Genomic DNA, 26,911 nt, shown 5'->3' with positions numbered 1-26,911 from the left:
GTACTGTTAGATATTACCGATGCTTTTTAAATTCAGATACTTATTATTTGTAGCCGTTTTGTTGCTGTTTGCACCCACTAACAAGGGTAACGCCACTGCCATGCCCGATGATATTGCAGAGCCCAACCTGCATGTGATCCGCAAACAACTCGTTACAGCCATTAACAGTAGTAAAACTACCGACTCGCTTTACCGTACCCTTGGGTTGATAAAAAACCGCACAGGACTTGTTAATGGCTACATAGGCACACTGCAAGCTTTAAAAGCCAAGCACACTTGGAATCCATACTTTAAGATAAAATATCTGAACGACGCTGAAAGAACGTTTAAAGGCGCGGTAACCCGCGACCCCGCAAACATCGAGATCCGCTTTATGCGCTTTTCGGTAGAGCATAATGTGCCGGGCTTTTTAGGCTATACCAAAAACCTCGTTGCCGACCGTACCGAGATCATCAAACAGATCGATCGCAAGCATTATTCATCAGCAGATACGGCACTGGTTAAAACCATCATTACATTCCTGATAGATTCTAAACGCTGTACACCCACCGAGAACAGGAACCTTTCGCAACATTTAGCCACCTTATAAGAGTGAAATACACCTACCTGCTTATTAACTTAGCCACCATCTTTTTCCCGGTTGTATTGTCGTTTGATAAGCGGGTGGCATTTGCTAAAACCTGGCGTTTTATTTGGCCGGGCATGGCGCTTACGGGGTTATTGTTTTTGTTTTGGGATGTGCTTTTTACCATTCACGGCGTGTGGTCTTTTAACGATAAATATATCATTGGGATCAAATTTTTTGGTTTGCCATTGGAGGAGGTGCTCTTCTTTTTAACTGTTCCGTTTGCCTGTATATTTATTTACGCGTGTTTAAATTACTATGTGAAATGGCAGCTGAGCACTGATGTATCGCGCAGCGTATCCGGTTTGTTAGCTTTGGCATCAGCTTTTATACTGATTGATAACTTTAATAAGCTTTATACGGCAGTTACGTTTAGCTTACTTGCCATTATACTATTGCTTTTGCTATTTGTGTTTAAAGCCGATTGGTTGGGCAGATTCTACGTGGCTTACCTGGTATCGCTTATTCCGTTCTATTTGGTAAACGGGTTGCTCACATCTATCCCCGTTGTGCTTTATAATGATGACCAAAACCTCGGTTTCCGCGTTGGAACTATCCCATTCGAAGATCATTTTTACAGTATGGCCTTACTACTGATGAATGTTGGCTTTTTTGAGTATTTTAAGGACCGTAAAAAGCTTGCTGCGTAATGGCCGACTTACCCATATATACCAAATCGCAATTAGCCCTCCGCAACGGGCAGGATAAGCCGCAGGTCTGGGTAGCCTATAAAGGCGATATATACGATGTGACCGAAAGCCGCCTGTGGCACAACGGCAAACACTATGAGCATTGGGCAGGCCAGGATCTTACCGACGAACTCGCTTACGCACCGCATACCGAAACCGTTTTTGAGAAATTTAGTATTATAGGCAGATTGGGGAAGTAGTCTAAAAAAGAATTAAGAAACAAGATCAAAGCTAAGAGTGCTGAACTTAGCGATATTTCTATCGCCATTTATAATTCAATATGAACGTTCATTAAAACAGAAAAACCTGCCTTAAGGGGCAGGTTTTTCTATATATGTTGAGTTTATTATCTTAAATTTCGGCGTAGATAGGTTTTGCAACGCCGTTATCATAAGCCTTCAAGTTCTTTTTAAGCAACTTACGCGCTACGTGAATACGGGTTTTAACAGTACCGATTGGGATAGTCAAATGATCAGCTATCTCGTGATATTTATGGCCTTCAAAATACATAGTGAATGGCACGTAGTAATCTGATGGTAAACGATCTAAAGCCCGTTTAATATCATCCATTACAAATTTTGCTTCTCCCTGATTTTTAGTTGAACTAAATACCAGGTTAGGTGAAGAGATCTCATCGCTTTTGGTAACAAAAGTGCTCATTTTAACAAAACGGCGGTAATTGTTGATGAAAGTGTTTTTCATGATGGTGTACAACCAGCCTTTAAGGTTGGTACCTTCTTTAAACTTGTTGTAGTAAGTTATAGCTTTCAACATTGTATCCTGAACAAGGTCGTTTGCGTCGTCAGCATCGTGTGTAAAGTGTAAGGCGTATGACCTTAGTGAACTTGCTTGACGTAATACCAGGGTGTTAAACTCAATCTTTGTCATTCTGTTAATGTTTTGTATTGAGTGTTAAACAAACATGATACCAGTTTATGGAAAGAGTATGAAATTGCGATGATGCCTGTTTTAATGGAATCTGTCGCTCAAAACCACCTCAAAATTTACAAACAGCAGACAATTACCTATAAATAAGCTATTTACAATCATTTATCACCAGTTTGTATTATTAACAGATTATTAGTAAATAGTTAAAACAATTAGTTGTTTAACCTACTGTAGATGAGTAGGGTGTAAAATTAAATTATAATTAATTTAATTAACCAATAATATTAACCTCGCGTTGTAGTGTAACGCCAAATTTAGTGTACACACTGTCTATGATTTGCGACGACAGACTGTACACTTCTTTACCCGTTGCGCTTCCGTGGTTCACTAAAACCAGCGCCTGGTTCTTCCACGTACCTGTGTTACCAACGGTTTTGCCTTTCCAGCCACACTGCTCAATCAGCCAGCCCGCGGCAAGTTTTACTTGTCCGTCTGTTGTTGGATAGTTAACTATCTCCGGGAAATTTTGATGCAAGATTTCAAATTGCGCTGCGGGAATCACCGGATTTTTGAAGAAGCTCCCCGCGTTTCCGATAGTAGATGGATCCGGAAGTTTAGATACACGAATGTGCGATACCACTTTTGATACATCCTCAATCGTAGGCTGTGGAATACCACGGTTAGCCAACTCTTGCTCTATCGCGCCATATCTTAGGTTGATGTTCGGCTTAAGCGATAAATGGAATTTCACCCCTACTATAATATACTGCCCTGCCAGTTCGGTTTTAAATACACTTTCGCGATAGCCAAACTTACAATCCTCTTTAGTAAACGTGCGGAAATTACCAGTAGCTATCTCAAAAGCGCGGCAACTTGCAAACACATCCTTTAGCTCCACACCATACGCGCCAATATTTTGGATGGGCGATGCACCAACCGAACCGGGGATGAGGCTCAGGTTTTCCATACCGGCGTAGTTACGGTCCACACAAAAATTCACCAGATCGTTCCATACTTCGCCTGCGCCCACTTCTACAAATACATCATCGTGGCTAATGCGGTGCTCTATCCCGCGGATGTTCATGCGGATAACCAGCCCGTCAAAATCTTTCACCATCAGCATATTGCTGCCGCCACCTAAAACAAGGCGGTGCATTTGCAACCATTGCGGGTCAGCAAATAGTTCTTCCAATTCGTCCTCGTGGCTTATCTCGGCAAAATACCGGGCATTAACATCAATACCAAAAGTGTTGAATTTTTTTAGCGATACGTTTTCCTGTATTTGCAGCATGGTTGATGATTTTGGAATGGGGCGAATTTCGGGATTTTAATTAGATGTATAGCAAAAACATTATATTCAAACCAAATTCACATTATAAAATAAATGAAAGCTATGTACATCGTGGTAATTGTAGTAATTGTAATACTTGGCGCTTTAATTTATATGTTAGTTACCAGGAGCGACGATAAACGAGAGGCTGCTTTATATAAAAAACAAACGGAAAATCCTTACATGGGTTTGCGCAAACAAGTTTTATCATTAAAACCACAAGACTTAAAGCTTAATATTTCTCCTGATAAAGAAACTGCATTTTGTGTTGTTTTGGAATTTGGTACAAATGATGGCGCCGCAACAATTATTTCATTGTTAACAGGCGACGCAAGTATGTATACCAGCAGCGGTGGCGGAATAATTGGAGGGGCATCGCATGAGAATGTGAATAAAGCTGCAATTGCGTTTGTTTCTTCTGCTCAAAATTATTTTACGAAAATGGGGCCGGAAAGCATGGAAATACCAAAGCCTAATCATATTAAATTTCATATCCTAACCAATAAGGGGCATTATTCTTTCGAAGGGTTGGAGTCGGATATTACAGCTGAAAAATCTGAATGGGCTGAAATATTTTATAAAGGCAATGACGTTATTACCCAACTAAGGTTAATAAACGAGAAATAACTATACCCTAACTCACTACTTGCCGATAACCCTACTCTTCCAAAAGGCTTCCCCCGTTGAGTTGTGGTGAATTTTGCGCGAAACATGGAGAATTTCGGAAATATTATTGTTATGATACAGACTTGTTTTATTTATCTTGGCCGTATTTAAACCTTATAAATGAAAGAGGGATACATTGTTTTGGGTGGGGTGCTATTATTTCAACTCGGACGCGTTGTATACTTTTACTATCAAAAATGGAAACTAAAGAAAGTAGATATCGAGATAACCGATAATTTATGGGAAACATATCTTAAACAAAGAGAATATTTATTAAGTGTTAAGGCCGAAAATCTTGGCATCCAGCTTAACGAAGATAATGAAACAGTGTTTGGTGTTGGCCATGAAACCCATTATGGAACCGAGGTTAGGTTACTTCTTGTTTTCAGAAATGCGAAAATATCGACCATTAATACCCTAATTGCAAGAGAACAGGTATTCGAAACCGACAACATGAATGTTAAAGTGGCTATAACTTCTGCAATGTCTACCGCTCAATACAATTTTGCAAGGATGCGAAGAAAAAACACTTCTGTACCCGAACCTGGATATGCTAAATTTTATATTTTAACAGGTAATGATGTTTACGCTGCAACGTCCTCTGTACGAGACATTGTAGACGGGAACTCGAAATGGGAGGAGTTATTTAACAAAATAGATGCAGTATTTAATGCGACCGTTGAAAGTGACAATGAATAATTTGCTACCTCCTAAACCACTTCTTCCCCACCACCAATAACCCAAACTCTTCCGAAGGATTTTTCTCTGTTGATTTATGGTGGATCTTGTGTGCCCTGCGGATGGCGGACAGGTACCAATTACTGCTTTTGAATGCTTTGAAACGGTTATGTATAAACCAATCGTGGAAGATGAAGTAGATGGTGCCATAGGTACTGATGCCGGCCCCTATCCAAAAGCGATAGTCTAAGGTAACATGCCCCGCCCACATCAGCCATAAGGCCATTGCGGCAAAACCTATGCTGAACAGATCGTTAAGTTCGAACCAGCCGTGGCGTTGTTGGTGGTGCGTTTTATGGATAAACCATAGCGGCCCATGGAACAGGAACTTATGCATAGCCCAGGACATTAACTCCATCCCGGCAATGGTTAATAGTACAATACCTATGTTGATTAATACCTGCATAAAATATAAAAGCAGAAACAAATAAGTTTGTTTCTGCTTTAGTTAAATCTAATATCGTAAATCTGCAATCGTAAATTAGATATGTATCGCCCTGTTCTCCGTTGCCGCTAAACACGCTTCGCGCATGGCTTCGGTGTAGGTTGGGTGGGCGTGGCTGGCACGGGTCACGTCCTCTGCAGAGGCGCGGAATTCCATGGCAATAACCGCTTCGGCTATCATATCTGCAGCACGCGGGCCTATCATGTGTACACCAAGTATTTCATCTGTAGTAGCATCAGCCAATACCTTTACAAAACCATCCAGATCGCCACTTGCACGGGCACGGCCACTGGCCTTGAACGGGAACGACCCTAATTTATACTTAGTCCCCGCCTCTTTTAATTGCTCTTCGGTATAACCAACCGCGGCAACTTCCGGCCAGGTATAAACAACACCCGGTATCAGGTTATAATTAATGTGTGGTTTTTGGCCGGCAATCAACTCGGCAACAAATGTACCTTCATCCTCGGCCTTATGGGCAAGCATAGCGCCTTTAACTACATCGCCAATAGCATAAACGCCTTTAACGCTGGTTTCCAGGTGCTCGTCAACCGTAATTTTGCGGCCACGCTCTTCAACGGTGATGCCTATTTTATCAAGGCCTAAACCATCGGTATAAGCAACACGGCCAACGGCTACCATGCAGTAATCGCCTTTAAGCTCTTGCTTTTCGCCTTTAGGATTATCAAACGTAACGGTAACCTCTTTGCCTTTGGCAGTAGCGCCTGTAACCTTGTGGCCCAGGTAAAACTCCATTCCTATTTTCTTCAGTACCTTCTGTAATTCGCGGCCCAGGCCCTTATCCATAGTGGGGATAATGCCATCCATATATTCTATTACCGATACCTTAGCACCCAAACGCGCGTAAACCGAACCAAGCTCTAATCCAATAACACCACCACCGATTAGTATAAGGTGTTTAGGGATTTCTGTAAGTGTTAAAGCCTCGGTTGAGGTGATTATGCGTTTCTTGTCAATTTTTAGGAAAGGCAGGCTTGCTGGTTTAGAACCGGTAGCGATGATCACCTTTTCTGTGGTCAGCTCGGTAATTTTACCATCAGTCGCAGTCACAATAATGGTATTTTTATCTTTAAAAGACCCCACACCCACGTGTACGTCAATCTTGTTTTTCTTCATAAGGTAAGTGATACCGCTGGTGTTGGCATCAACAACTTCCTGTTTGCGTTTTATCATCTGGCCAAAATCAATGCCCAGGTTATCCAATTTAATACCGTGCGTAGCGAAGGTATGGGCAGCGTTATGATAATTTTCCGACGAATCCAGCAATGCCTTTGAGGGGATACAGCCCACGTTTAAGCAGGTACCGCCAAGGGTGTTATATTTTTCAATAATTGCGGTTTTCATCCCCAGTTGGGCGCAGCGTATCGCCGCAACATAACCACCCGGACCAGAACCTATAACGATTACATCATATTGCATAGTAGTGTATTTTGGTGGTCAAAGTTAAGGAATGTTTACAGGCTTATAAATAGGTAATTGATTAAAATGTGAGGGGATTGACAAAGGGGGTTAGAGAGTAATTATCGGCCAAAACTTTGACTTCTACCAGTTGCGGCAACACCCGTGTGTTACACTATGTCACATTTAAGGTTATCGCTACGTTCGTGGGGCTTTTAATTCAATCTTTTTTAAAACGTCGACCCAAATGTCAAAGTGGACGTGGTCCTATAAATGAGGGCACTTAACTTAACCATTGATTATTGGCATATTTTCGCTTCGAAACTGCCTTTGATGTAGCTATTATCAAACTTGGCATCAACCTTACCGATAACTTTATCGGCCGTAATGGATGTTATCTCTATTACACTATCCGATGAAAACAAAGCGCCATCAGTAGAATTTGGGTCGTCTATTAATATATAGATGTCGTTCTCTGTAAACTTCCCTATCTTTTTAGGCACACTTAACCGCACAGAAAATTTACTGATGTCGGCGGCACAATCGTCGCCCTTATTTGCCGATAAATAAATCGCAAACAAGTCTTCGGGCTTGTAATTCTGATAACTAAAATTAACGTTACGAATAACTGCATTTTGTGCAGTAAATGTTGAACTGTAGATCTTGCCGGATACAGGGCCGGTGGCGGCTTCCGGTTGCGGATTATCCTTTTTTTTACATGATAAAACTAAAACCACTACAAATAGCAGGTAGAATTTAACTTTCATAATATTGAGCAAGTGATTGAAAGACTATAACCGTATGCTGAATAAATTGTTTAACTACAATTTTAAATTTACCTCTTTTGTAACACCTTCATCACTCGTTAGCATATTCCCCATTTACTTACTAAATTAGGCTCATCAAAACTAACTGACCATCATGAAAAAACTCTCCGCATTAATCTTGTTTATTGCTGCGACCTATAGCGGCGTTTTTGCACAAAGTAACTACGTTAAAGAGCATTTTACTAAAAAGGATGTGTACATCACCATGCGCGATGGCGTGAAACTTTTCACCTCCATCTATACGCCAATTGATGCATCAAAGGATAAAAAGTATCCTATTATGATGCAGCGTACCTGCTACAGTATTGCTCCTTACGGCGAAACAAAATATCCCGGCTCTTTAGGCCCCTCAAAATACATTATGCAAGAGGGCTACATTTTTGTTTACCAGGATGTACGCGGCCGCTACAAAAGCGAAGGCACCTGGACCAACATGACACCGGTTATCGACGATAAAAAAAGCAAAAAAGATGTTGACGAAGGCTCTGATACTTATGATACCATCGACTGGCTGATCAAAAACGCGGCCGGTAACAACGGCAAAGTTGGCCAGTGGGGCATCAGCTATCCGGGTTTTTACACTGCCGCCGGCATTCTGAGCAACCACCCTGCACTTAAGGCTTCGTCGCCGCAGGCACCTATCTCGGACTTTTTCTTTGATGATTTCCACCATAACGGAGCGTTTATCGAAAGTTACTTTTTCACCTTCCCTGTGTTTGGTGTACAAAAAACAGACACTACTTCAAAGGCGTGGTACGCAAATACTATGTTTAGCCCCGGCACAAAAGATGGCTATCAGTTCCTGATGGATCTTGGTCCGCTTAAAAATGCCGACAAATATTATAAAGATAACTTTTTTTGGCAGGAAACGGTTAACCACCCAAGCTATGATGATTTCTGGCAAAAACGTGGCTTGCTTAAACACTACAACAAAGTAAAACCTGCGGTGATGCTGGTTGGCGGCTGGTTTGATGCCGAAGATCTGACAGGCCCTTTGGCTATCTACAAAACCATCGAGAAGAAAGACCCGAGCGCCTATAACACCATTGTGATGGGTCCGTTTGGGCACGGCAGATGGTCGCGCGAGACGGGGCACACCATGCACAGCAACATTTACTTCGGCGATAGCATTGCTACGTTCTATCAAAAAAATATCGAGCAGAAATTCTTTAACCACTTCCTTAAAGGTAAGGGCGATAAAAACTCGGGCCTGCCAGAGGCTTATATGTTCAATACCGGTAAAAACGAGTGGCGCAAATTTGATAAATGGCCTGCCGCAGAAGCAAGCCACCTTAAATTTTACCTGAGTGCCGACGGCAAACTGGCCGATGCAGCGCCTGCACAAGGCGGCACCAGCTTTGTAAGCGACCCGATGAAACCTGTCCCTTACACCGAAGATAATACTACCACCATGGGCTTTACCCCGCACAATTACATGAGCGAGGATCAGCGTTTTGCGGGCCGACGTACTGATGTGCTGGTTTTCCAAACCGATGTATTAACTGATGATGTAACCCTTGGCGGCGAGATAATGGCTAACCTAAAAGTAGCTACCACCGGCACCGATGCGGATTGGATAGTGAAATTGGTTGACGTTTACCCCGCCGATGAGCCGAATAACCCATACATGCCAAACAAAAACATTATCCTGAGCAATTACCAGCAAATGGTGCGCTCGCAGATAATGCCCGCACGTTTCCGCGATGGGTTTGAGAAAGCCATACCGATGGTTGCCAACCAAAAAACAGATGTAAATTTTCACCTTAATGATGTGTTGCACACCTTTAAAAAAGGCCACCGCATAATGATCCAAGTGCAAAGCACATCGTTCCCGCTGTATGCGCGTAACCCGCAAAAATTTGTAGAGAACCCGTACAAAGCAGAAGCAACTGATTACCAAAAAGCAACCCACACCGTATTTAGCGACAGCTTTATTGATGTGGAGGTATTGAAGTAGGGTTAGTTATCAAAGAGTGGTTATTGGAGTCCGTTAATATTCTGATAATTTTTAAATTCATAAATTCCGGTTCAGACAAAATGAAAATACATTATAAGATCCTCAGCATTTTAGCTTTAGGCTTTTTCCCAATATTAGCCCATGCCCAACTTGGCACGCATAAAGAAACCTTTACCCGTGCAGATAGCCTGAGGGGCATGCTTACGCCTTTGCGTACCTGTTACGATATCAATTATTATCACCTTGATGTGAAGTTTGATATAGATAACAAAGCTATTAGTGGCAACGTAATTTTTAAATACACCGCCACGCAGGATTTCACCAAACTACAATTTGACCTGTTTGCTAACCTGAAGATAGAGAAGGTGGTTTACAAAGGCAAAGAAGTGCCCTACACCCGCGAGTTTAACGCGGTATTTGTAACCTTTCCGCAAACGATAAAAAGCGGCAGCAAGGACCAGTTTACAGTTTATTATTCTGGTAACCCTACTATTGCTAAGAATGCCCCATGGGATGGTGGCGTAGAATACAATGTAGATTCGCTTGGGCATAAATGGGTTTCAACCGCTTGCCAGGGTATGGGGGCCAGCGTATGGTGGCCTACCAAAGACCACCAGGCAGATGAGGTAGATAGCGTACTCATCAGCATCAGCGTGCCCAACGGTTTAAAAGATGTAAGTAACGGCCGATTAAGAAAAGTTACCAAATTGAACGATGGCTACACACGCTTCGATTGGTTTGTGGCTAACCCCATTAACAATTATAACATAGAGGCCAACATTGGCGATTATGTACATTACAGTGATACCTACATGGGCGAAAAAGGCAAACTCACTATGGATTTTTGGCCGTTAAGCTACGACCTCGAAAAAGCTAAAAAACACTGGGGCGCAAACGCCAAACCGATGTTAAAAGCCTTTGAACATTGGTTTGGCCCCTACCCTTTTTACGAGGATGGCTACAAATTGGTAGAAACCCACCACCTTGGGATGGAGCACCAAAGCGGTACGGCGTATGGTAACAAATTCCGCAACGGCTACCTGGGTCGCGATATGTCCGGCACCGGCTGGGGTTTAAAATGGGATTACATTGTGGTGCACGAGAGCGGCCACGAGTGGTTTGCCAATAACATTACGACTAAGGATATTGCCGATATGTGGGTACATGAGGGCTTTACCTGCTACAGCGAATCGCTTTTTGTGGAAGATAATTGGGGCAAACAGGCCGCGCAGGAATATGTGCATGGCTTGCGCTCAGGAATTCAAAATGATGGCCCGATCATCGGCCCATACAATGTGAATAAAGAAGGCTCGGGCGATATGTACCCTAAAGGTGCAAACTTGCTTAATATGATCCGTACGGTGATAAATGATGATGAGAAATGGCGCGGCATCCTGCGCGGTTTAAATAAAACCTTTTATCATCAAACCGTTACCAACGACCAGATCGTTAACTACATTAACGAGCAAAGCGGTAAAAACCTAACACCGGTGTTCGACCAGTATTTAAAATACAAGAACCTGCCAACGTTGGAGTTTGCTACCATCAAAGGCAAATTATATAGCCGCTGGATAGCGGATGTAACCGGTTTTGCCATGCCTGTCCGCGTAAAAATGAAGGGCGGCGATTACCAGTATATCACGCCTAAAATGAGGTTTAGCCCCGTGGCTATAGAGGGCGCTACTAAAGATAATATCGAAGTAGATACCTTTAATTATTACATAGGGGTGTTGGTGGATTAATTCATTAACGTCTTTACTTTTTTAAAAGGCCTTTCCAGTGGAAAGGCCTTTTTTTGTTATTCCTAATTGTCATTTCCACACTACGTTCGCTATAAAGCGTAGTAAAATAAATATTGAAAAACATGCAACTAACCCTACCAAGGTTGCGTCTAATGGTTAAACAAACACTAACCCAACCCCAATGAGAACATTAAAAACACTTTTAGTAGCTGCCGCATTAGTGGTAACAGCAGGCTTAGCAAAAGCAGATACCCAAGACCGCCACCTTACCGGCTTTAGCGCGGTAAGCGTTGCGGGTTCATACGATGTATTCATCACCCAGGGTTCGTCAGAATCTGTTAAGGTTGATGCCCCTTCAAACATCATCGACAAAATCATCACCGAAGTACAAGGTGGTGTTTTAAGAATTTATACTAAAGAAGGCACCAACTGGAACTGGAACAGCGGCAACAAAAAAATGATCATTTATGTGTCTATTAAAGATATCAATGCGGTTAGCCTTGCAGGCTCTGGCGATGTAGTATTTAAAGATGGTTTAAGGGCTACTTCATTAAAGATTAAACTAACAGGCTCAGGCGACATCAGCGGCAAGGTTGATGTTAAAAACCTGGAAAGCAGCATAGGTGGATCAGGCGATATTACACTATCAGGCCGTGCCGATAATTCGACAGTTAGCGTAGTAGGTTCAGGTGATTTTACAGGGCAAAATTTGGTTACTACCAACACCCAGGTTAAAGTTGCAGGTAGCGGTGATGCGAGGGTAAACGCGAATGATAAGATTGACGCTTCGGTTGTAGGCTCGGGCGATGTACATTACACGGGATCAGCCAAAAACATTTCAAGCTCGAAAGCCGGAAGCGGCAGCGTTAGCAGGATGTAGTTAAGGTAAAAGCTGAAAGGCACCCTCAACAAAAAAGGCTTCGGGATATCCCGAAGCCTTTTAAATTATATATGGATAGGTTATGCTAATTGCTTAGCTAACTTTTCTGCAAGTACTGATTTAGGTACAGCGCCAATTTGTTTATCAACAATTTCGCCACCTTTAAAGTATAGTAAAGCAGGGATGTTACGGATACCGTATTTCATCGAGATGCCGGGATTGTTATCTACGTTAACTTTACCTACAATGGCTTTGCCATCGTATTCTTTAGCAAGTTCTTCAACAACAGGGCCTACCATTCTACATGGGCCACACCACTCTGCCCAAAAATCTATAAGTACGGGTTTATCTGATTTAAGCACAAGTTCGTCGAAGTTTGCATCAGTTATTTCTAAAGCCATGATTTCTATTTTTTAATAATGTTATACAAATATATACTATTCAAATAGCTTGCCACAAGTAGCAGCATGACAATGTGACAATTATATTATCAACATCTTAAGATATGACAAGGGCAACTTTATTTATGCTTAAGCGGCTACTTTTTGTGTGGAAAAAGTATTATTCCACCACTTCGCTTATCTGAACAACCGGTGCAACATTCGTATAACGAGGAATATCGTCCCTGATCTCTTTACCATGCGCTTTCATCCCATCCTGAAAGGCTTTAATATTGTCAAAATACAAATAGCCTATTGCTAAATACGGGGTTGGTGCACCAGGTGCACCGCCTGCAATGCCTTTGTCTATGGAAGTGGCTTTCATGCTATCGCTAAATAATTGTCTTAGCAGTGGAAAGTGCTTGCCTGTGTAATAGCTCATATCAAACGTTTTACCTTCTCCATTTGGATAAAGTATCGCCACTTTGATCATACCTTTTTTTATTGCCTGAGCATTGGTTAGCTTTGGCTGGCAAACAAAAACAATTACAATTATTGCAATTAGTAAATAAAATTTTGTTCTCATATAATTTGGCGTTAATGGTTAGCTTTATTATCAGCAAATTACATAATAATTGTATTTACATCAACACCGCCTGCGCGTTCGTTAAATTAAAAATATCGGCCATCAACTCGTCGCTTGGGCTTACCTTATGCGATTTGGAGAGCAGGTCTACATACATTGCCTCTTCCCCATCCCTTATTTTAAACTTAAGGGCGCAGCTTTTGGCCGGGTACTTTTCGTTATTGGTAGTGATCACCTGCATCAGGCTATCCAGCAATTGGTTGCTCAATGCTTTTACGTCCAGGCATACTGTTAAAGATTTAGTAAGTTTATCCCTCATTTCGGATAATAGACTAATCACCGTTACCCTCAAGTCCCAGTTATCCTTCTGGCGGAATTTCTCTTCAATACTGCCCTTAATATGCAGGAAGAAACCATCCACCATCATATTACGGAACTTTGCATAATCTTCACCAAAAAAAGCAAACTCGTAGCTTTCGTTATAATCCTCCAAAACAAACGTACCGAATGGTTTGCCCATTTTGGTAGTTTTATGCTGCACATTTGCAACCAAACCGCCAATACAGATCTCGCCACGTTTACGCAGGTTGGCCAGGTTCTCCATTACCTCTTCCCCACCCTCGCCTGACCGTGCTTTCTGGATGTTTTTCAGTTCGGTAATGCTGGTATTGCAATACTTATCCATCTCCAGCTTAAAGTTATCAAGCGGGTGGCCGGTAAGGTATATACCTATTACATCTTTCTCGTACTTCAGCTTTTCTATCAGCGGCCATTCCTCAGCTTCGGGCATAGCAGGTTCCGGGATGTAAGATGCAACCGAACCACCAAACAATGATGATTGCGAACTGCTTTGCGTGTTCTGGTAATCATTACCATATTTTATCAAGCGTTCTACCCCGCTCAAGATCCCATTCTCTGTTTTGGCGAAGAATTGGGCACGGTTCAATCCAAACTCGTCGAACGCACCGCCGTAAACCAAGTTTTCGTAAGCCTTACGGTTTACCGACCGCGTGTTGGAGCGTTGAGCAAAATCATACACGCTTTTGTAAGGCCCGCGTTCAACACGTTCCTCAATAATACTTTCAACTGCCTTTTCGCCCACACCTTTTACACCTGCCATTCCAAAGCGGATAACCCCTTTCCTGTTGGCAGTAAAGGCCATATCACTCTCGTTAATATCGGGCCCTAAAACTTCCACACCCATGCGGCGGCACTCCTCCATAAAGAAGGTGATCTTCTCCATGTTGTTTTGGTTGTTCAATACCGCAGCCATGTATTCCGCCGGGTAATGCGCCTTTAAGTAGGCCGTTTGATACGCCACAAAAGCGTAACAGGTAGAGTGCGATTTATTGAACGCGTACTGGGCAAAGGCCTTCCAGTCGGTCCATATTTTGGTGAGTTTATCTTTGGGGTGGCCTTTTGCCATGGCCCCATCCATAAACTGGGCTTCCATTTTATTAAGAACCTCAATTTGCTTTTTACCCATCGCCTTACGCAAAACGTCGGCGTCGCCTTTACTAAAGCCCGCCAGCTTTTGCGACAGCAGCATCACCTGCTCCTGATACACGGTGATACCATAGGTTTCGCCCAGGTACTCTTCCATGTCGGAAAGGTCGAAAACAATAGGTTCCAGCCCGTGTTTACGCTTTATAAAGTTGGGAATGTATTCTATAGGCCCGGGGCGGTACAGGGCGTTCATAGCAATCAGATCCTCAAACTTATCGGGCTTAAGGTCACGCAGGTACATTTGCATCCCATCGCTTTCAAACTGGAAAGTACCATTGGTATCGCCGCGTTGGTAAAGCTCATAAGTTTGCTCATCATCAAGCGGGATGTAATCTATCTCGATATGTACATCGTGGTTTTGCTTGATCAGCCTTAACGCGTCCTTAATAATGGTAAGGGTTTTAAGGCCCAAAAAGTCCATCTTAATTACACCTGCATCCTCAATTACACGGCCATCATACTGCGTAACCAACAGGTCCGAATCCTTAGCGGTAGCAACCGGGACGATCTCGGTTAGATCGTACGGCGCGATGATGATCCCTGCGGCGTGTACACCGGTATTACGTACCGATCCTTCAAGTTTTTCAGCCTCGCGAAGCACAATTCCCTTCAAATCGGTTGATTTGTAGATGGCCTGCAATTCGGGCACCTGCTCAATAGCCGTTTTTAGGTTGATCCCCAACGTTTCGGGCACCAGCTTTTTCATGGCATTCACGTCGCTCAGTGGCATATCCAATACACGCCCCACATCCTGGATGCTGGTACGGGCGGCCATAGAGCCGTAGGTGATGATCTGTGCTACCTGGTTCTTACCATATTTATCAACCACATAATCGATAACCTTTTGTCGGCCTGCATCATCAAAATCCGTATCTATATCGGGCATGCTCTTCCTGTCCGGGTTCAGGAAACGCTCGAACAGTAGGTTATACTTTAATGGGTCGATATTGGTGATTCCGGTACAGTAAGCCACCACAGATCCTGCAGCTGATCCACGGCCGGGACCAATGAACACGCCAATATCGCGGCCATGCCTGATGAAATCGGCCACAATTAAAAAGTAACCGGCAAAACCCATCGTACGGATGGTGAACAACTCAAATTCTATCCGCTCCTCAGCCTCGGGGCTTATGTCTATATATCTTTCCCTGGCACCCATGTAGGTAAGGTGCTTCAGGTATTCCCACTGATTTAGCGTATCGGCATCCGCGGTGGTGTGAATCTTAAATTTTTCGGGGATAACAAAGTTGGGCAGTAGGATGTCCCTTTTCAGTTTAAGTACATCTACCTTGTCAACAATCTCCTGCGTGTTATCAAGCGATTCGGGGATATCGCTGAACAGCTTGCCCATTTCGGCCTGTGTTTTAAAATAAAACTGGTCGTTGGTAAAGCCAAAGCGGTAGCCCTTGCCGCCTTCTTCGTCTGTAGCTATGGGTGTGCTTTGCAAATCTCCTGTGTTTACACAAAGCAAAATATCGTGGGCGTTACTATCCTGCTGATCCACGTAGTGCGAATCGTTAGAACAGATAACCTTTACATTGTATTTCTTGGCAAATTTAGCCAGCACCAGGTTAACGGTGTTTTGCTCGGGGATGTCGTGGCGTTGCATCTCTATGTAGAAATCTTCGCCAAACAGGTCAAGCCACCATTTAAACTCTATTTCGGCAGCGGCTTCGCCATCGCGCAATATAGCTTGTGGTACCGATGCACCAAGGCAGCAAGTAGTAGCAATAAGGCCTTTATGGTATTTCAGGATCAGTTCTTTATCAATACGCGGCCACTTGCTGTAAAGGCCTTCCATATAACCTAAGGAGCATAGCTTGATGAGGTTTTTATAGCCTTCGGCATTTTTAGCCAGCATTAACTGGTGGTAACGTTTATCCTTCTTCTCTTTGGTAAATTGCTTTTTGTGCCGGTCATCAACCACATAAAACTCACAACCTACAATGGGTTTTACGTTATGCTTACCCGCTTCGGCCACAAATTTGAATGCGCCAAACATGTTGCCGTGGTCGGTAATGGCCAGGGCCTTCATACCATCAGCTGCTGCCTTTTTATATAGTTTTGATATATCGGCGGCACCGTCAAGTAACGAGAACTGGGTGTGTACGTGTAAGTGCGAAAATTCGGGCATGTATTATCTCTTTCTGCTGATCCTGTGGAATACAAATTTATCAAAAAACAAAAACTTAGGGCAGTGTTGTGGATAAATCGGTGCTAATTTACAAAGCCCTTAATGTTGCCTTCAAAATAAACGTACTTATAGTCAAATTATCGTAATAAGAGAAAAACAATAGCTGGATATATGTGTTAAAAACGCGTATAGTACAGTTTTTAGCACATAATTTGCACATCTAAAAGTAGACACCCTAACCTTTACGAATTTGGAACGATTTGGACGTATAGCCCTTAAAACAATTCTTTGGATAATTGCGAGTGTCATCTTTTTGATATTGCTTGTAGTTATTTTGATACAAGTACCCGCCGTGCAAAATTTTGCTAAGGACAAGGCTGTGACTTTTTTGCAAAATAAAATCCACACAAAAGTCGAGATAGGCCACATTAGCTTGGGCCTGCCTAAAATGCTGGTGCTTGAAGATGTTTACTTTGAGGATCAGAAAAAAGACACCCTTATTGCCGGTGACAAACTGAAGGTAGATATTTCAATGCTTAAGCTGTTGAAACGCAAGGTTGAAATAAATGAGATTAACCTGGAAGGCATTACCGCTAATATCAGCCGCGGGCCGGATAGCCTTTTTAACTTCGATTATATTATTAAAGCCTTTGTGGGCGAGCAAAAAAAAGAGGTCAAACCCGAGGATACTACCTCTACCATGAAGTTCTCGCTGGATAAGATCATCCTTGATAGGATAAACATCAAATACAAAGATGTAACTACAGGCAACGATGTTAAATTTTTGCTGGGCCACTTTGATACCCGCATTAAGGATTTCGACCTGGATAAGATGAAGTTCACCATTCCAAAAATTAACTTAAGTGGGGTGAATGCCAGGATTATCCAAACATCCGCCGGTTCATCCATAAAACAAGCTGCTACTATTGACACCGCTACCAAGCCATTAAATATGGACATTGCCCTGGGCGAGATCAATGTAGACAAAGTTAAGGTTGATTACAAAAGCAGCGAAATGGCCGCCAAGGTTGATCTGGGTAAGTTTTTGGTAAACATGGATAAAATAGACATGAAGAACCAGCATGTGGGCATCAAATCTATCGAGTTGGCCAATACCAACGCAGGCTTAAGCTTTGCTAAGCCGGCCACCGTTACCAAGGCTATAGAGAAAACTATCAAAAAAATAGATACCCTTACCTCCAGGACACAGGCTAAAGGCTGGAGCGCCAATCTGGGTAAAGTGATCTTTGCCAATAACAACGTTAAATTTGATAATGACGCGCAAAAACCGATACCCCGCGGTTTGGATTTTGCGCACATGAACATCAAAAACTTGAACGCCAATGCCGAGAATATCGCTTACGCAACCGATAGTTTGTCGGGCCGGATCAACTCCTTTACGTTCACTGAAAAAAGCGGGTTGGCTATAAATAAATTCCACACTACGTTCTTCTATGGGCCAAAGAATGCTTATCTGAAAGACCTGCTGGTACAAACCCCGCGCTCGGTTATTCAGAAGGACCTGCAGGTTGGTTACCCATCTATCGAATCGCTTACTAATAACCTGGGCAAATTAAGCATCAACGCCAATTTAGACGGCAGCAAGCTGGGTTTACGCGATGTGTTGCTGTTGATGCCTACCATGGCCTCTATGGAGCCTTTTAAATCAACGCCAAATTCAACTATTAAGATTAACGGAAAAGTTAACGGCACGGTAGATAACCTGCATATCCCGAATATAGAGATCAGCGGCTTTGGCAACACTTATGTGAAAGCATCTGCTAACATGCGCGGCTTGCCAAATGTAGAAAATTCGGTGTTTGATGTTACCATTAATGATTTCCGCACTACGCGTAATGATATTGCCCGCCTGGTACCAAAAGGCACCATCCCACCAAATGTGAGCGTGCCCGAAAACATGGACCTGAAAGGCACCTTTAAAGGCAGCATGAAAAACTTTAACACCAAACTGGCCCTGCGCAGCAGCTATGGTGCGGTTGACCTGGTGGCCGCCATGAAGAGCGGTAAACGCAAAGGCAGCGAAACATACTCGGCTAATATCAAAGCCAATAACCTCAACGCAGGCGCTTTAACCAAGCAGCCGCAAATGGTTGGCTTTGTAACCATGAAGGCCAACATCAGCGGTACCGGCCTCGACCCAAAAACTGCCAGCCTTAAGTTTAACGGCGATGTTGTGAGCGCTAATGTAAAAGGTTATACCTATCGCAATTTAGTGATGAACGGTACTGCCCGCAACGGCAGCTACGTAGCCAAGGCCCGTATGAAAGACCCAAACATCAACTTTAGTTTGGATGCAAAGGCTAACATGAACAAAAAATACCCATCGGTTAATGCCACACTTTCGGTGGATAGCATCGATCTGCAGAAATTGCATTTCACGGCTAATCCTATGCGTTTCCACGGTAAAATTATTGCTGATGTACCAACTGCCGATCCGGATTATTTAAACGCCAAAATATTAGCTACCGATCTTATTATAAACAACAACGGTCAGCGCATCCAATTGGATACCGTAAGCCTGGTATCTACAGCTACGGCCGATAGCAGCACATTGTATTTAAAAGCGCCTATGTTTTACGCCCACATGGCGGGCAAGTATAAGCTAACCCAAATTGCGCCGGCCATACAGGATGTGGTTGATAAATATTACAACACCAGCCTGGGCAGCAAAACACCCCGTGTTAAAGTTAAATATTCGCCGCAGCAATTTATTTTTGACGCCCGTTTGGTTAAAACACCGTTGGTATCCCAATTTGTACCCGACCTGAAACAGCTTGACCCGGTATTATTTAACGGCCGCTTTAACAGCACCACCGGCGAGTTGATCGTAAACGGATCGGCACCAAAGGTTATTTATGGCACCAATACGGTTAACAACCTAAAGCTTGCTATTAATACCAGTAACGCTTTAAACTATAACCTAACTGTTGACGAAATAAAAGTAGGCTCATCTCTCGATTTGTTGTTCACCAGCGTATCTGGCAGCGCCCTGAATAATAAAATGGGTATCAGCCTGCAAGTTAGGGATGCTGCTAAGAAAGAGCGTTATCGCATTGCAGGCCAATTCAGCGCCATGCCAAATGAATACCAGTTCAGCTTTTTAGAGAACGGCTTGCTACTCGATTATACAGCATGGTCGGTTAACCCAAGCAACGCTTTGATGTTTGGCGGCAAGGGGATCCTGGCGCGTAACTTTAGTATATCTAACACCAACCAGGTACTAAGCGCCAATACAACATCCGGCCAGTACAATGGGCCAATAAATATCGATTTCAAAAACTTCCGTATCGAAACCTTAACCAAACTGGCTAAGCAAGATTCGTTGTTGGTTGGCGGTACCATTAACGGTAACGCCGAGGTTAGCAACTTCCAGAAATCACCGGTATTTACCGCGGCACTTAACGTTAACGACTTTAACTTTAAAGGCGATACGGTGGGCAATATCGCGCTGAAAGTGAACAACCAAACCGCTAACGCTTATGCCGCCCAAATGAGCATAACCGGCCGTGGCAACCAGGTTGACCTGAACGGCTTTTACTATACCCTGCCTGAAAGCAGGTTAGACATGAACCTGAACATCGTTAACCTGGGAGTGAAGAGCATTGAAGGTTTTAGCTTTGGTGCAATCAAAAACTCGAGCGGTAATATAACCGGTAACTTAAAAATAACGGGGACCACCACCGCGCCGGCCGTGCGGGGTAACATCACCTTTAATAAGGTTGGGTTTAATGTGAGCATGCTCAACTCCTACTTCACCATGCCCCAGGAGAGTATTACGTTTAATGATGAAGGCATCCGCTTTAACGACTTTACTTTGGTGGATTCTACCGGCAACAAGGCGATCGTATCGGGTTCGGTGTACACCAAAACCTATACCGACTTTAAGTTTGGCATGAACATAAAAGCCAACAACTTCCGCGCGATAAATTCTACCAAGGCAGATAACAAATTATTCTACGGTAAGCTGTATATGGATACCGATATCAAGATCCGTGGCGATATGGCTAAGCCGGTGGTTGATGCAACCCTTAACGTAAACGATAAAACGGATATGGTATTTGTGCTGCCAACCAGCGATCCGGGCGTTGAAGACCGTAAGGGTGTTGTGGAGTTCTGGAACTCGAGAGATCCAAAAATGGATTCGATATTAGTGGCACGTCAACTGGACTCGCTCAAAAAATCTGAGATTACCGGGCTTGATGTGAACGCGACGGTTAACATCGATAAAAATGCCAAATTTAACATCGTGATAGATGAGCGTAATGGTGACGTGGTTGAACTTTTGGGCGAAGCACACTTAAGCGGCGGCATTGACCCTAGTGGTAAAACCAGTTTAACCGGTACATACATTGTAAACCGCGGATCGTACAATTTATCGTACGCTACCGTATCGCGTAAGTTTAACTTTAAACAGGGCAGTACTATTACCTGGACGGGCGACCCAACCAGCGCGAATATAGACCTGACCGCTATCTATGTAGCCAACGTGCCGCCGATAGACTTGGTAGCGAACCAACTTAGCGACGAGAACTCTACCCAATACAAACAAAAACTACCGTTCAACGTAAATCTTAACTTACGTAACGAGTTGATGAAACCAAACATCAGCTTTGACATTACCTTGCCGGATAGCAATTACAACGTTGCTGCCGAGGTAACTAACACTGTTGAAACCCGCCTGTCGCAAATAAGACAAGACCCTAACGAGTTGAACAAACAAGTGCTTGGCGTATTGGTACTGGGCCATTTTATTGGCGATAACCCGCTGCAAAGCCAAGGCGGTAGTGCAGGTGTGCAGGGTGCTATCCGCAACAGCGTAAGCAGCCTATTAACCGATCAATTGAACAGCCTTGCAGGTGGTTTAATATCAGGTGTTGACTTAAACTTCGGTTTAACATCCGGGCAGGACTACTCGTCGGGCACGGCAACTAACCGAACAGATTTAAACGTGGGGCTATCTAAAAGGTTCCTCAACGACAGGCTTACGGTATCGATTGGCAATAACTTTAACCTAGAGGGGGCGCAACAGGGGCAAAAAGCGTCTAATATAGCGGGTAACGTATCGGTAAATTACAAGTTGAGTAAAGACGGCCGTTACACTTTGCGTGCATACCGTAAAGATGAGTTTGTGGTTATACAGGGCCAGATCGTTGAAACTGGTTTAGGCTTCTCATTAACAGTTGACTACAACCGTTTCCGTGAGATCTTCCGCAAACGTACCGAAGAAGAAAAAGCGATGCGCAAGAAATACAAAGAGGAGCAGAAAGTTAAAGACGAACAGGAAAAAGCCTCGCAAGAAAAAGCTAAAGAAGACAGAACTAAGACCCAGACCACTACCTTATGATAAAACGGATAATTTATTTACTATCGCTGGCCATAATTTTAAACGCTTGTAGTACCACCAAATATGTACCCGAGGGTGAAAAATTATACACCGGCGGTACCGTAAAGGTTGATGACAAGAACATATCAAAAGGTGATGCCAAAGCGCTTAGTGCCGAAATGAAAACGCTGATACGCCCTAAACCAAATGCGTCGTTACTGGGCATGCGCATTAAACTTTGGCTATATTATAAAACAAAAGCCCGCCACGGCTTTATCCAAAAGTTTTTGAGCAAGTATGGTGAGCCACCGGTTTATGTAAGCCAGGTAGATTTGACGAAGAATAGTGAGATCATGACCAACCGCCTGCAAAACGAAAGTTATTTTCAGGCGGCGGTTAGTGGCGATACTGTTGGTAAAAAGAAAACCGCTTCGGCTGTGTTCACAGCGTTGCCCGGCCCTTCATATACCATTCGTAATATAACTTTCCCTGGTGCAACAGATAATAATTTAGATACCGCTATTAAAGGCGCTCAGGCTGGTACACTATTAAAAACAGGCGATAAGTATAATCTGGACGTTATTAAATCAGAACGCATCCGTATCGATACGCGTTTGAAGGATGAAGGATTCTTCTTCTTTTCGCCCGAACAACTGATAGTAAAGGTTGATAGTACGGTAGATACCCACAAGGTAGACCTGTTGGTTAAGATCAAGGAAACAACACCGGAGCGTGCCCGCGAAATTTACACCATTCGTAATATATACGTTTACCCGAACTACTCTTTGCGGGATACTTCCTTAAAGCTTGACCAGGCTAAGCCTTACCGCTGGTATAACATTGTAGACCCGCGTAACACCGCAAGGCCATACCTTTTTGCAAATACGGTGCTACTGCACCCTAACGATGCGTACAGCCGCACTACCCACAATAACTCACTTAACAGGTTCATTAATTTAGGCCCATACCGATATGTCAAAAACAGGTTTGAAGATGTAACGCCCGATTCGCCAAAACTGGATGTTTATTACTTCCTTACCCCTTACAAACGCAAATCGCTACAGGCAGAAATTATTGGCCGCACCACATCAGCAAATTATACCGGTACACAAATAAACCTGAGCTGGAAAAACCGCAACGCCTTTAAAGGTGGCGAGTTGCTTACCGTAACCTTATTTGGTAGTACAGATGTGCAGATAGGCGGGCAAAATAACGGCTTTAACGTATTCCAATATGGTGTGCAAACCAGCCTGTCGTGGCCGCGCCTAATAACGCCGTTCAAGTTAAATTCATCAAACGCTTATATACCACGTACGGTGTTATCTTTAGGATACACATCGGTTACGAGGCAAAAGTTATACTCTCTTAACTCGTTTACAGGATCATTCGGATATCAGTTTAAAACCAACGTGCATAAGACGCACGAGTTAAATTTGCTGGAAGCGACTTTTGTAAAACCACGTACTGTAGATAGTTTATACAGGGATAGTATCAATAACCCAAACAACCGCAACCCGTCGCTTAAACACGTTATCGATCCGCAGTTTACATTAGGCCCAAGCTATGCTTACACTTATGATAACACCACAGAAGATTACCGTACCAACAGCATTTATTTCCGCGGCAAGGTAAGCTTGTCCAACAACCTTTATGGTATTATTACCGGTGCCGATACGCTGGCTGGTAAAGAGAAAAAACTATTTGGTACCATATTTAACCAATACGCCAAGGTAGAGAGCGAGATAAGGTTTTTCCACAAACTAAGCGTCGGCAGCAAAATTGCCACGCGCTTTTTAGTGGGCGTTGGTTTACCATACGGTAACTCAACAATATTGCCTTACAACCAGCAATTTTTTATTGGAGGGCCAAACAGTTTAAGGGGCTTCAGGCCACGGTCAATAGGCCCGGGCAGTGTAGACCCTACTCCACTTAGCGGAGATAGCTTTATTGCCGACCAAAGCGGCGACATAAAATTGGAGGCAAATATTGAGTATCGCCAAAAGCTATTCAGCATTGTTTACGGTGCTTTATTTGCTGATGCAGGTAACATCTGGAACGCTAAGCCACACCAGGCCGGCGGTACATTTGGCCCTAAGTTTTTAACACAATTAGCGGTTGATGCGGGTGTAGGTTTAAGGTTTGATGCCACCATATTGGTGCTGCGTACCGATCTTGGTTTTCCGCTTATGAAGCCTTATGCTGATGCAACCGGGTCACGGTCTATAAGCCCAAGTTTTAAAAATGCTATTTTGAATATCGCTATCGGTTATCCGTTCTAAACAATTACTGTCCCGATAGCTAATGGGATAGTGATTGTAATATTAAGGGGTTAGATGCGTCTAATCCCTACTTACCGTACAACCAATGGCTAAAAACTCGATATCCGTTCCGCTTAATATTATTGATCTGCATGGGGATGGATTCCATCCGCTATTGGATGTAGTGATATTTGGCAAGCCTTTTAAAGTGGTATTAGATACAGGAGCGTCGCGTACGGCGTTTGACCACCAACTGCTGATAGCAGCAAATGAACAAGCCGCAATTATTGTAAGTGACAGGCTATCTACAGGCTTAGGCACCAATACCATGGAGTCGGCCACCGCGGTTATCGAGAATATCTGGATAGGCGACCTGCTAATACCTGAACTGGAAGTGGCGGTACTAAACCTATCTACCATAAATGTAGCCTACCGCGAACTGGGCCACCCCGAAGTTTTGGGAGTACTGGGCAGCGATATTTTAATGAAATATAAAGCCGTTATTGATTTTGGCAAAGGAACGTTAAAGTTGAAGTAAATTAGCTTACGCCTTTCTTCAAAACCCGGTAGCAAAGGTTATAGCGCTTAGGTTTAGCACCGCAAAAACTACCAACACCAGCATAAGCGCGGGCAAAGGCCAGTGCTGCATCAGCTTAAAACCGTTATCTCCATCAATAATCCCCGTAAAAAAAGTTGGCAGGTATATGATAGCGTTTAGTAATGATGCCGGTAAATAGGTTAACGACATTACGTGCCCCTTTAATAATGATTTTTTTCCCTTTATGGTTTTAACATTACGCGATATTAAGGTAAAGGAATATAATAACGGAGTAAACGCAAGTAAAAAAACAACAGTCAAAAACACAACATGTATTGCCTTGGTATCAGGCAATTTGTAGGCAAGCGCAGACACCACCAGTGTGAACGTCCAGATTCGCCAATCGGTCAAATAACCGCGGATTATTTTTGAGAACGTGCCACCAACAAATTTGCGATAGGTTTTTGCCTGCTGCAGCGCAAGTTCTTCGATACCACGATATCCACCAAAATCCGTATCTACCACATTCTGGAAAACAACGTCTATTTTGCGGTTGTCGCCTTTAATTCGTTTAGCTTCAATAGCGGTAATAACATGGTCGAACAGTTCGTAGTAGATCTCCTGGTATTTGATATCATAGATCTTCATCCTATCTGTTGCCCATTGCAGTTCTTCTGGTGATAGTATCATTTGGCTATCGCTTTTGTTTTAAACTCACTCCTGTAAAGCTTATATAACGTTATGTTGTAAATAATGCTAACAATCAGCAATATAGTCACACTGTAATAGTTTGTGCTTGGCCATATTTTATAATATGGAGAATTTACCCAAATAATAAGGATTATAAAAATGCGTAATGGCATGCCGGCAAGCGTCTCAAACAACCTGTCTTTAGCCGATTTTTTCGTTGTACCTAATATATATCCCGTTTGGTATAACCGCATCAAATAAATAACACCCGGTATAATGATAACACAGGCGAAGATGCATTCAACAGCAAATAAGTCAAATTTCATTTGTGAAAAAAAGTAATAAATTACTATAGCTAACCCAACTATATAAAGCATTGCCGGGAACTTGAAGCACTCTACAAAATATCTCGCGAATTTGCGGAGGTAATCTTTAACCAAAGCTTTTTTACTGATGCGCTCGGTTTTCAATAAATTGCTTGAGCTACCAAAATCATTTCTGATGATGTTATTAATGGCATCCTCAAACGATATATTGCCTGGTTGATATTCAACTGCCGATAATATATGGTCGTAAATTTCCTCGTAAGTTTCTCTGTAATTCAGGGTTTTGTTAAGATAATCCTGTAATACCTTTAGTTGTTTGTCCGTAGGTTTCATTTGGCTGCGGGTTTAAGGTTTAACAAAGTTTGCAACTGGTCTATAAAAGCGTGTGCTTCGGTAAGCTTGCTGGTAACCTCTTTGCCACCCTGCTCGGTTAAGCGGTAATATTTACGTACGCGGTTATCAACCACCTGGGTAAAGGTTTCCAAGAAGCCATCCGCTTCCAGCTTATGAAGTGCCGGGTACAACGCGCCCTCAGTAAGCATTATCTCACCTTCAGATACCTCTTTAACCTTTTGGGTTATCTCGTATCCGTACATCTGCTCGTTATCTTCCAGCAGCTTTAAAATAATAGTTTGCAGGCTGCCTTTTAGCAATGGGTTAGTGCTCATACTTCAAATGTAAACAAATTTTATATACATAAGAAAATTATGTATATAATTTAAAAGGCATTGTATACAACCTTAGATACACTGCTTTTTAAAACCATTCGGATGAAATATCCTGTAATTTTGATACGTTTATGCTTAATCAAGGGTAAAAAACAATCGAAAAAGGCGAATTAAGTTCTCTTTGAGTAGTCCTGAAATAGGTTGACTGTTTTTGATTACACAAACATTGATAAAAAAGCTCAAACATTCACCAAAGATGTTTGAGCTTTTTTGTT

At 42.9% G+C, this 26,911-nt stretch carries 22 protein-coding genes; 11 read left to right on the top strand and 11 right to left on the bottom strand.

Going from position 1 to position 26,911, the window contains the following annotated elements; genetic code table 11:
* Positions 1-19: 19 nt before the first annotated feature.
* The 3 genes from ACVW0P_RS20325 to ACVW0P_RS20315 are packed head-to-tail and all read left to right on the top strand — an operon-like array spanning position 20 to position 1,514.
* A complete protein-coding gene (locus tag ACVW0P_RS20325; RefSeq protein ID WP_457133697.1) occupies positions 20-589 on the top strand; it encodes a hypothetical protein in 570 nt (189 codons plus the stop codon).
* A gap of 2 nt (positions 590-591) precedes the next feature.
* A complete protein-coding gene (locus ACVW0P_RS20320) occupies positions 592-1,275 on the top strand; it encodes a lycopene cyclase domain-containing protein (protein WP_457133696.1) in 684 nt (227 codons plus the stop codon).
* Positions 1,275-1,514 (top strand): cytochrome b5 domain-containing protein, encoded by a 240-nt coding sequence (locus ACVW0P_RS20315; RefSeq protein WP_457133695.1) that lies wholly within the window; start codon positions 1,275-1,277, stop codon positions 1,512-1,514. The genes ACVW0P_RS20320 and ACVW0P_RS20315 overlap by 1 nt, the downstream gene beginning before the upstream one ends.
* A gap of 151 nt (positions 1,515-1,665) precedes the next feature.
* On the opposite strand, the gene ACVW0P_RS20310 is transcribed toward ACVW0P_RS20315, so the two are convergent.
* Together ACVW0P_RS20310 and murB are read right to left on the bottom strand one after the other, a co-directional pair.
* Positions 1,666-2,202, bottom strand: a complete 537-nt coding sequence (locus ACVW0P_RS20310; protein ID WP_354429040.1) for an RNA polymerase sigma factor — start codon at positions 2,200-2,202, stop codon at positions 1,666-1,668.
* 271 nt (positions 2,203-2,473) lie between these two features.
* Positions 2,474-3,493 (bottom strand): UDP-N-acetylmuramate dehydrogenase, encoded by a 1,020-nt coding sequence (gene murB, locus ACVW0P_RS20305; RefSeq protein WP_457133694.1) that lies wholly within the window; start codon positions 3,491-3,493, stop codon positions 2,474-2,476.
* A gap of 93 nt (positions 3,494-3,586) precedes the next feature.
* Between murB and ACVW0P_RS20300 the strand changes: the two genes are divergently transcribed.
* Positions 3,587-4,159, top strand: a complete 573-nt coding sequence (locus tag ACVW0P_RS20300) for a hypothetical protein (protein ID WP_457133693.1) — start codon at positions 3,587-3,589, stop codon at positions 4,157-4,159.
* Between the two features lie 159 nt (positions 4,160-4,318).
* Positions 4,319-4,897, top strand: a complete 579-nt coding sequence (locus tag ACVW0P_RS20295; RefSeq protein ID WP_457133692.1) for a hypothetical protein — start codon at positions 4,319-4,321, stop codon at positions 4,895-4,897.
* 4 nt (positions 4,898-4,901) lie between these two features.
* Here ACVW0P_RS20295 and ACVW0P_RS20290 read toward each other — a convergent pair whose 3' ends face one another.
* The 3 genes from ACVW0P_RS20290 to ACVW0P_RS20280 form a co-directional block, all read right to left on the bottom strand.
* Positions 4,902-5,342, bottom strand: coding sequence for a sterol desaturase family protein (locus ACVW0P_RS20290; RefSeq protein ID WP_457133691.1), 441 nt, complete (start codon positions 5,340-5,342; stop codon positions 4,902-4,904).
* Between the two features lie 75 nt (positions 5,343-5,417).
* Positions 5,418-6,821 (bottom strand): dihydrolipoyl dehydrogenase, encoded by a 1,404-nt coding sequence (gene lpdA, locus ACVW0P_RS20285; protein ID WP_457133690.1) that lies wholly within the window; start codon positions 6,819-6,821, stop codon positions 5,418-5,420.
* 278 nt (positions 6,822-7,099) lie between these two features.
* Complete coding sequence (locus ACVW0P_RS20280; RefSeq protein WP_457133689.1) at positions 7,100-7,567, bottom strand: hypothetical protein; 468 nt, start codon at positions 7,565-7,567, stop codon at positions 7,100-7,102.
* Positions 7,568-7,721: 154 nt separating this feature from the next.
* Here ACVW0P_RS20280 and ACVW0P_RS20275 point away from each other — a divergent pair, with 154 nt between their 5' ends.
* From ACVW0P_RS20275 to ACVW0P_RS20265, 3 genes are all read left to right on the top strand, one after another.
* Positions 7,722-9,584: a CocE/NonD family hydrolase gene (locus ACVW0P_RS20275; protein ID WP_457133688.1), complete on the top strand. Its 1,863-nt coding sequence runs from the start codon at positions 7,722-7,724 to the stop codon at positions 9,582-9,584.
* A gap of 80 nt (positions 9,585-9,664) precedes the next feature.
* Positions 9,665-11,326: a M1 family metallopeptidase gene (locus ACVW0P_RS20270; RefSeq protein ID WP_457133687.1), complete on the top strand. Its 1,662-nt coding sequence runs from the start codon at positions 9,665-9,667 to the stop codon at positions 11,324-11,326.
* 181 nt (positions 11,327-11,507) lie between these two features.
* On the top strand, positions 11,508-12,206 hold the full coding sequence (locus ACVW0P_RS20265) for a head GIN domain-containing protein (RefSeq protein ID WP_354429026.1): 699 nt from the start codon (positions 11,508-11,510) through the stop codon (positions 12,204-12,206).
* 80 nt (positions 12,207-12,286) lie between these two features.
* On the opposite strand, the gene trxA is transcribed toward ACVW0P_RS20265, so the two are convergent.
* From trxA to dnaE, 3 genes are all read right to left on the bottom strand, one after another.
* Complete coding sequence (gene trxA, locus ACVW0P_RS20260; protein WP_354429024.1) at positions 12,287-12,607, bottom strand: thioredoxin; 321 nt, start codon at positions 12,605-12,607, stop codon at positions 12,287-12,289.
* A 160-nt stretch (positions 12,608-12,767) separates the two neighbouring features.
* Positions 12,768-13,172 (bottom strand): EthD family reductase, encoded by a 405-nt coding sequence (locus ACVW0P_RS20255; protein ID WP_457133686.1) that lies wholly within the window; start codon positions 13,170-13,172, stop codon positions 12,768-12,770.
* Positions 13,173-13,227: 55 nt separating this feature from the next.
* Positions 13,228-16,812, bottom strand: a complete 3,585-nt coding sequence (dnaE, locus tag ACVW0P_RS20250; protein ID WP_457133685.1) for a DNA polymerase III subunit alpha — start codon at positions 16,810-16,812, stop codon at positions 13,228-13,230.
* 250 nt (positions 16,813-17,062) lie between these two features.
* Between dnaE and ACVW0P_RS20245 the strand changes: the two genes are divergently transcribed.
* The 3 genes from ACVW0P_RS20245 to ACVW0P_RS20235 all read left to right on the top strand — a co-directional run bounded on the left by ACVW0P_RS20245 (position 17,063) and on the right by ACVW0P_RS20235 (position 24,952).
* Positions 17,063-22,177 carry a translocation/assembly module TamB domain-containing protein gene (locus ACVW0P_RS20245; protein ID WP_457133684.1) on the top strand — a complete coding sequence of 1,705 codons (5,115 nt, stop codon included), beginning with the start codon at positions 17,063-17,065 and terminating at the stop codon, positions 22,175-22,177.
* The gene (gene tamL / locus ACVW0P_RS20240) at positions 22,174-24,435 is read left to right on the top strand and encodes a translocation and assembly module lipoprotein TamL (RefSeq protein ID WP_457133683.1); all 2,262 of its coding nucleotides are present in this window, start codon (positions 22,174-22,176) and stop codon (positions 24,433-24,435) included. Before ACVW0P_RS20245 ends, tamL begins: the two co-directional genes overlap by 4 nt.
* A gap of 85 nt (positions 24,436-24,520) precedes the next feature.
* Positions 24,521-24,952 (top strand): aspartyl protease family protein, encoded by a 432-nt coding sequence (locus ACVW0P_RS20235; RefSeq protein WP_457133682.1) that lies wholly within the window; start codon positions 24,521-24,523, stop codon positions 24,950-24,952.
* Between the two features lie 18 nt (positions 24,953-24,970).
* On the opposite strand, the gene ACVW0P_RS20230 is transcribed toward ACVW0P_RS20235, so the two are convergent.
* Genes ACVW0P_RS20230 through ACVW0P_RS20220 form a run of 3 tightly spaced genes read right to left on the bottom strand, consistent with a single transcriptional unit; the run spans position 24,971 to position 26,636 of the window.
* Positions 24,971-25,642 carry a hypothetical protein gene (locus tag ACVW0P_RS20230; protein WP_457133681.1) on the bottom strand — a complete coding sequence of 224 codons (672 nt, stop codon included), beginning with the start codon at positions 25,640-25,642 and terminating at the stop codon, positions 24,971-24,973.
* A complete protein-coding gene (locus tag ACVW0P_RS20225) occupies positions 25,639-26,301 on the bottom strand; it encodes a hypothetical protein (protein WP_457133680.1) in 663 nt (220 codons plus the stop codon). The genes ACVW0P_RS20230 and ACVW0P_RS20225 overlap by 4 nt, the downstream gene beginning before the upstream one ends.
* Positions 26,298-26,636: a PadR family transcriptional regulator gene (locus ACVW0P_RS20220; protein ID WP_457133679.1), complete on the bottom strand. Its 339-nt coding sequence runs from the start codon at positions 26,634-26,636 to the stop codon at positions 26,298-26,300. Before ACVW0P_RS20220 ends, ACVW0P_RS20225 begins: the two co-directional genes overlap by 4 nt.
* Positions 26,637-26,911: the final 275 nt, after the last annotated feature.

It is taken from the genome of Mucilaginibacter sp. UYNi724, assembly GCF_054057495.1.
Note: the sequence above shows the minus strand (reverse complement) of the source record. Positions and strands in the feature narration are given on the sequence as shown.

What these genes read in the sequence shown, in the direction of transcription:
- ACVW0P_RS20325 (WP_457133697.1), top strand. Translation starts at nt 20, where the DNA reads ATGCTTTTTAAATTCAGATACTTATTATTTGTAGCCGTTTTGTTGCTG.
- ACVW0P_RS20315 (WP_457133695.1), top strand. Translation starts at nt 1,275, where the DNA reads ATGGCCGACTTACCCATATATACCAAATCGCAATTAGCCCTCCGCAAC.
- ACVW0P_RS20310 (WP_354429040.1), bottom strand. Translation starts at nt 2,202, where the DNA reads ATGACAAAGATTGAGTTTAACACCCTGGTATTACGTCAAGCAAGTTCA.
- murB (WP_457133694.1), bottom strand. Translation starts at nt 3,493, where the DNA reads ATGCTGCAAATACAGGAAAACGTATCGCTAAAAAAATTCAACACTTTT.
- ACVW0P_RS20300 (WP_457133693.1), top strand. Translation starts at nt 3,587, where the DNA reads ATGAAAGCTATGTACATCGTGGTAATTGTAGTAATTGTAATACTTGGC.
- ACVW0P_RS20295 (WP_457133692.1), top strand. Translation starts at nt 4,319, where the DNA reads ATGAAAGAGGGATACATTGTTTTGGGTGGGGTGCTATTATTTCAACTC.
- ACVW0P_RS20290 (WP_457133691.1), bottom strand. Translation starts at nt 5,342, where the DNA reads ATGCAGGTATTAATCAACATAGGTATTGTACTATTAACCATTGCCGGG.
- lpdA (WP_457133690.1), bottom strand. Translation starts at nt 6,821, where the DNA reads ATGCAATATGATGTAATCGTTATAGGTTCTGGTCCGGGTGGTTATGTT.
- ACVW0P_RS20280 (WP_457133689.1), bottom strand. Translation starts at nt 7,567, where the DNA reads ATGAAAGTTAAATTCTACCTGCTATTTGTAGTGGTTTTAGTTTTATCA.
- ACVW0P_RS20275 (WP_457133688.1), top strand. Translation starts at nt 7,722, where the DNA reads ATGAAAAAACTCTCCGCATTAATCTTGTTTATTGCTGCGACCTATAGC.
- ACVW0P_RS20270 (WP_457133687.1), top strand. Translation starts at nt 9,665, where the DNA reads ATGAAAATACATTATAAGATCCTCAGCATTTTAGCTTTAGGCTTTTTC.
- ACVW0P_RS20265 (WP_354429026.1), top strand. Translation starts at nt 11,508, where the DNA reads ATGAGAACATTAAAAACACTTTTAGTAGCTGCCGCATTAGTGGTAACA.
- trxA (WP_354429024.1), bottom strand. Translation starts at nt 12,607, where the DNA reads ATGGCTTTAGAAATAACTGATGCAAACTTCGACGAACTTGTGCTTAAA.
- ACVW0P_RS20255 (WP_457133686.1), bottom strand. Translation starts at nt 13,172, where the DNA reads ATGAGAACAAAATTTTATTTACTAATTGCAATAATTGTAATTGTTTTT.
- dnaE (WP_457133685.1), bottom strand. Translation starts at nt 16,812, where the DNA reads ATGCCCGAATTTTCGCACTTACACGTACACACCCAGTTCTCGTTACTT.
- tamL (WP_457133683.1), top strand. Translation starts at nt 22,174, where the DNA reads ATGATAAAACGGATAATTTATTTACTATCGCTGGCCATAATTTTAAAC.
- ACVW0P_RS20235 (WP_457133682.1), top strand. Translation starts at nt 24,521, where the DNA reads ATGGCTAAAAACTCGATATCCGTTCCGCTTAATATTATTGATCTGCAT.
- ACVW0P_RS20230 (WP_457133681.1), bottom strand. Translation starts at nt 25,642, where the DNA reads ATGATACTATCACCAGAAGAACTGCAATGGGCAACAGATAGGATGAAG.
- ACVW0P_RS20225 (WP_457133680.1), bottom strand. Translation starts at nt 26,301, where the DNA reads ATGAAACCTACGGACAAACAACTAAAGGTATTACAGGATTATCTTAAC.
- ACVW0P_RS20220 (WP_457133679.1), bottom strand. Translation starts at nt 26,636, where the DNA reads ATGAGCACTAACCCATTGCTAAAAGGCAGCCTGCAAACTATTATTTTA.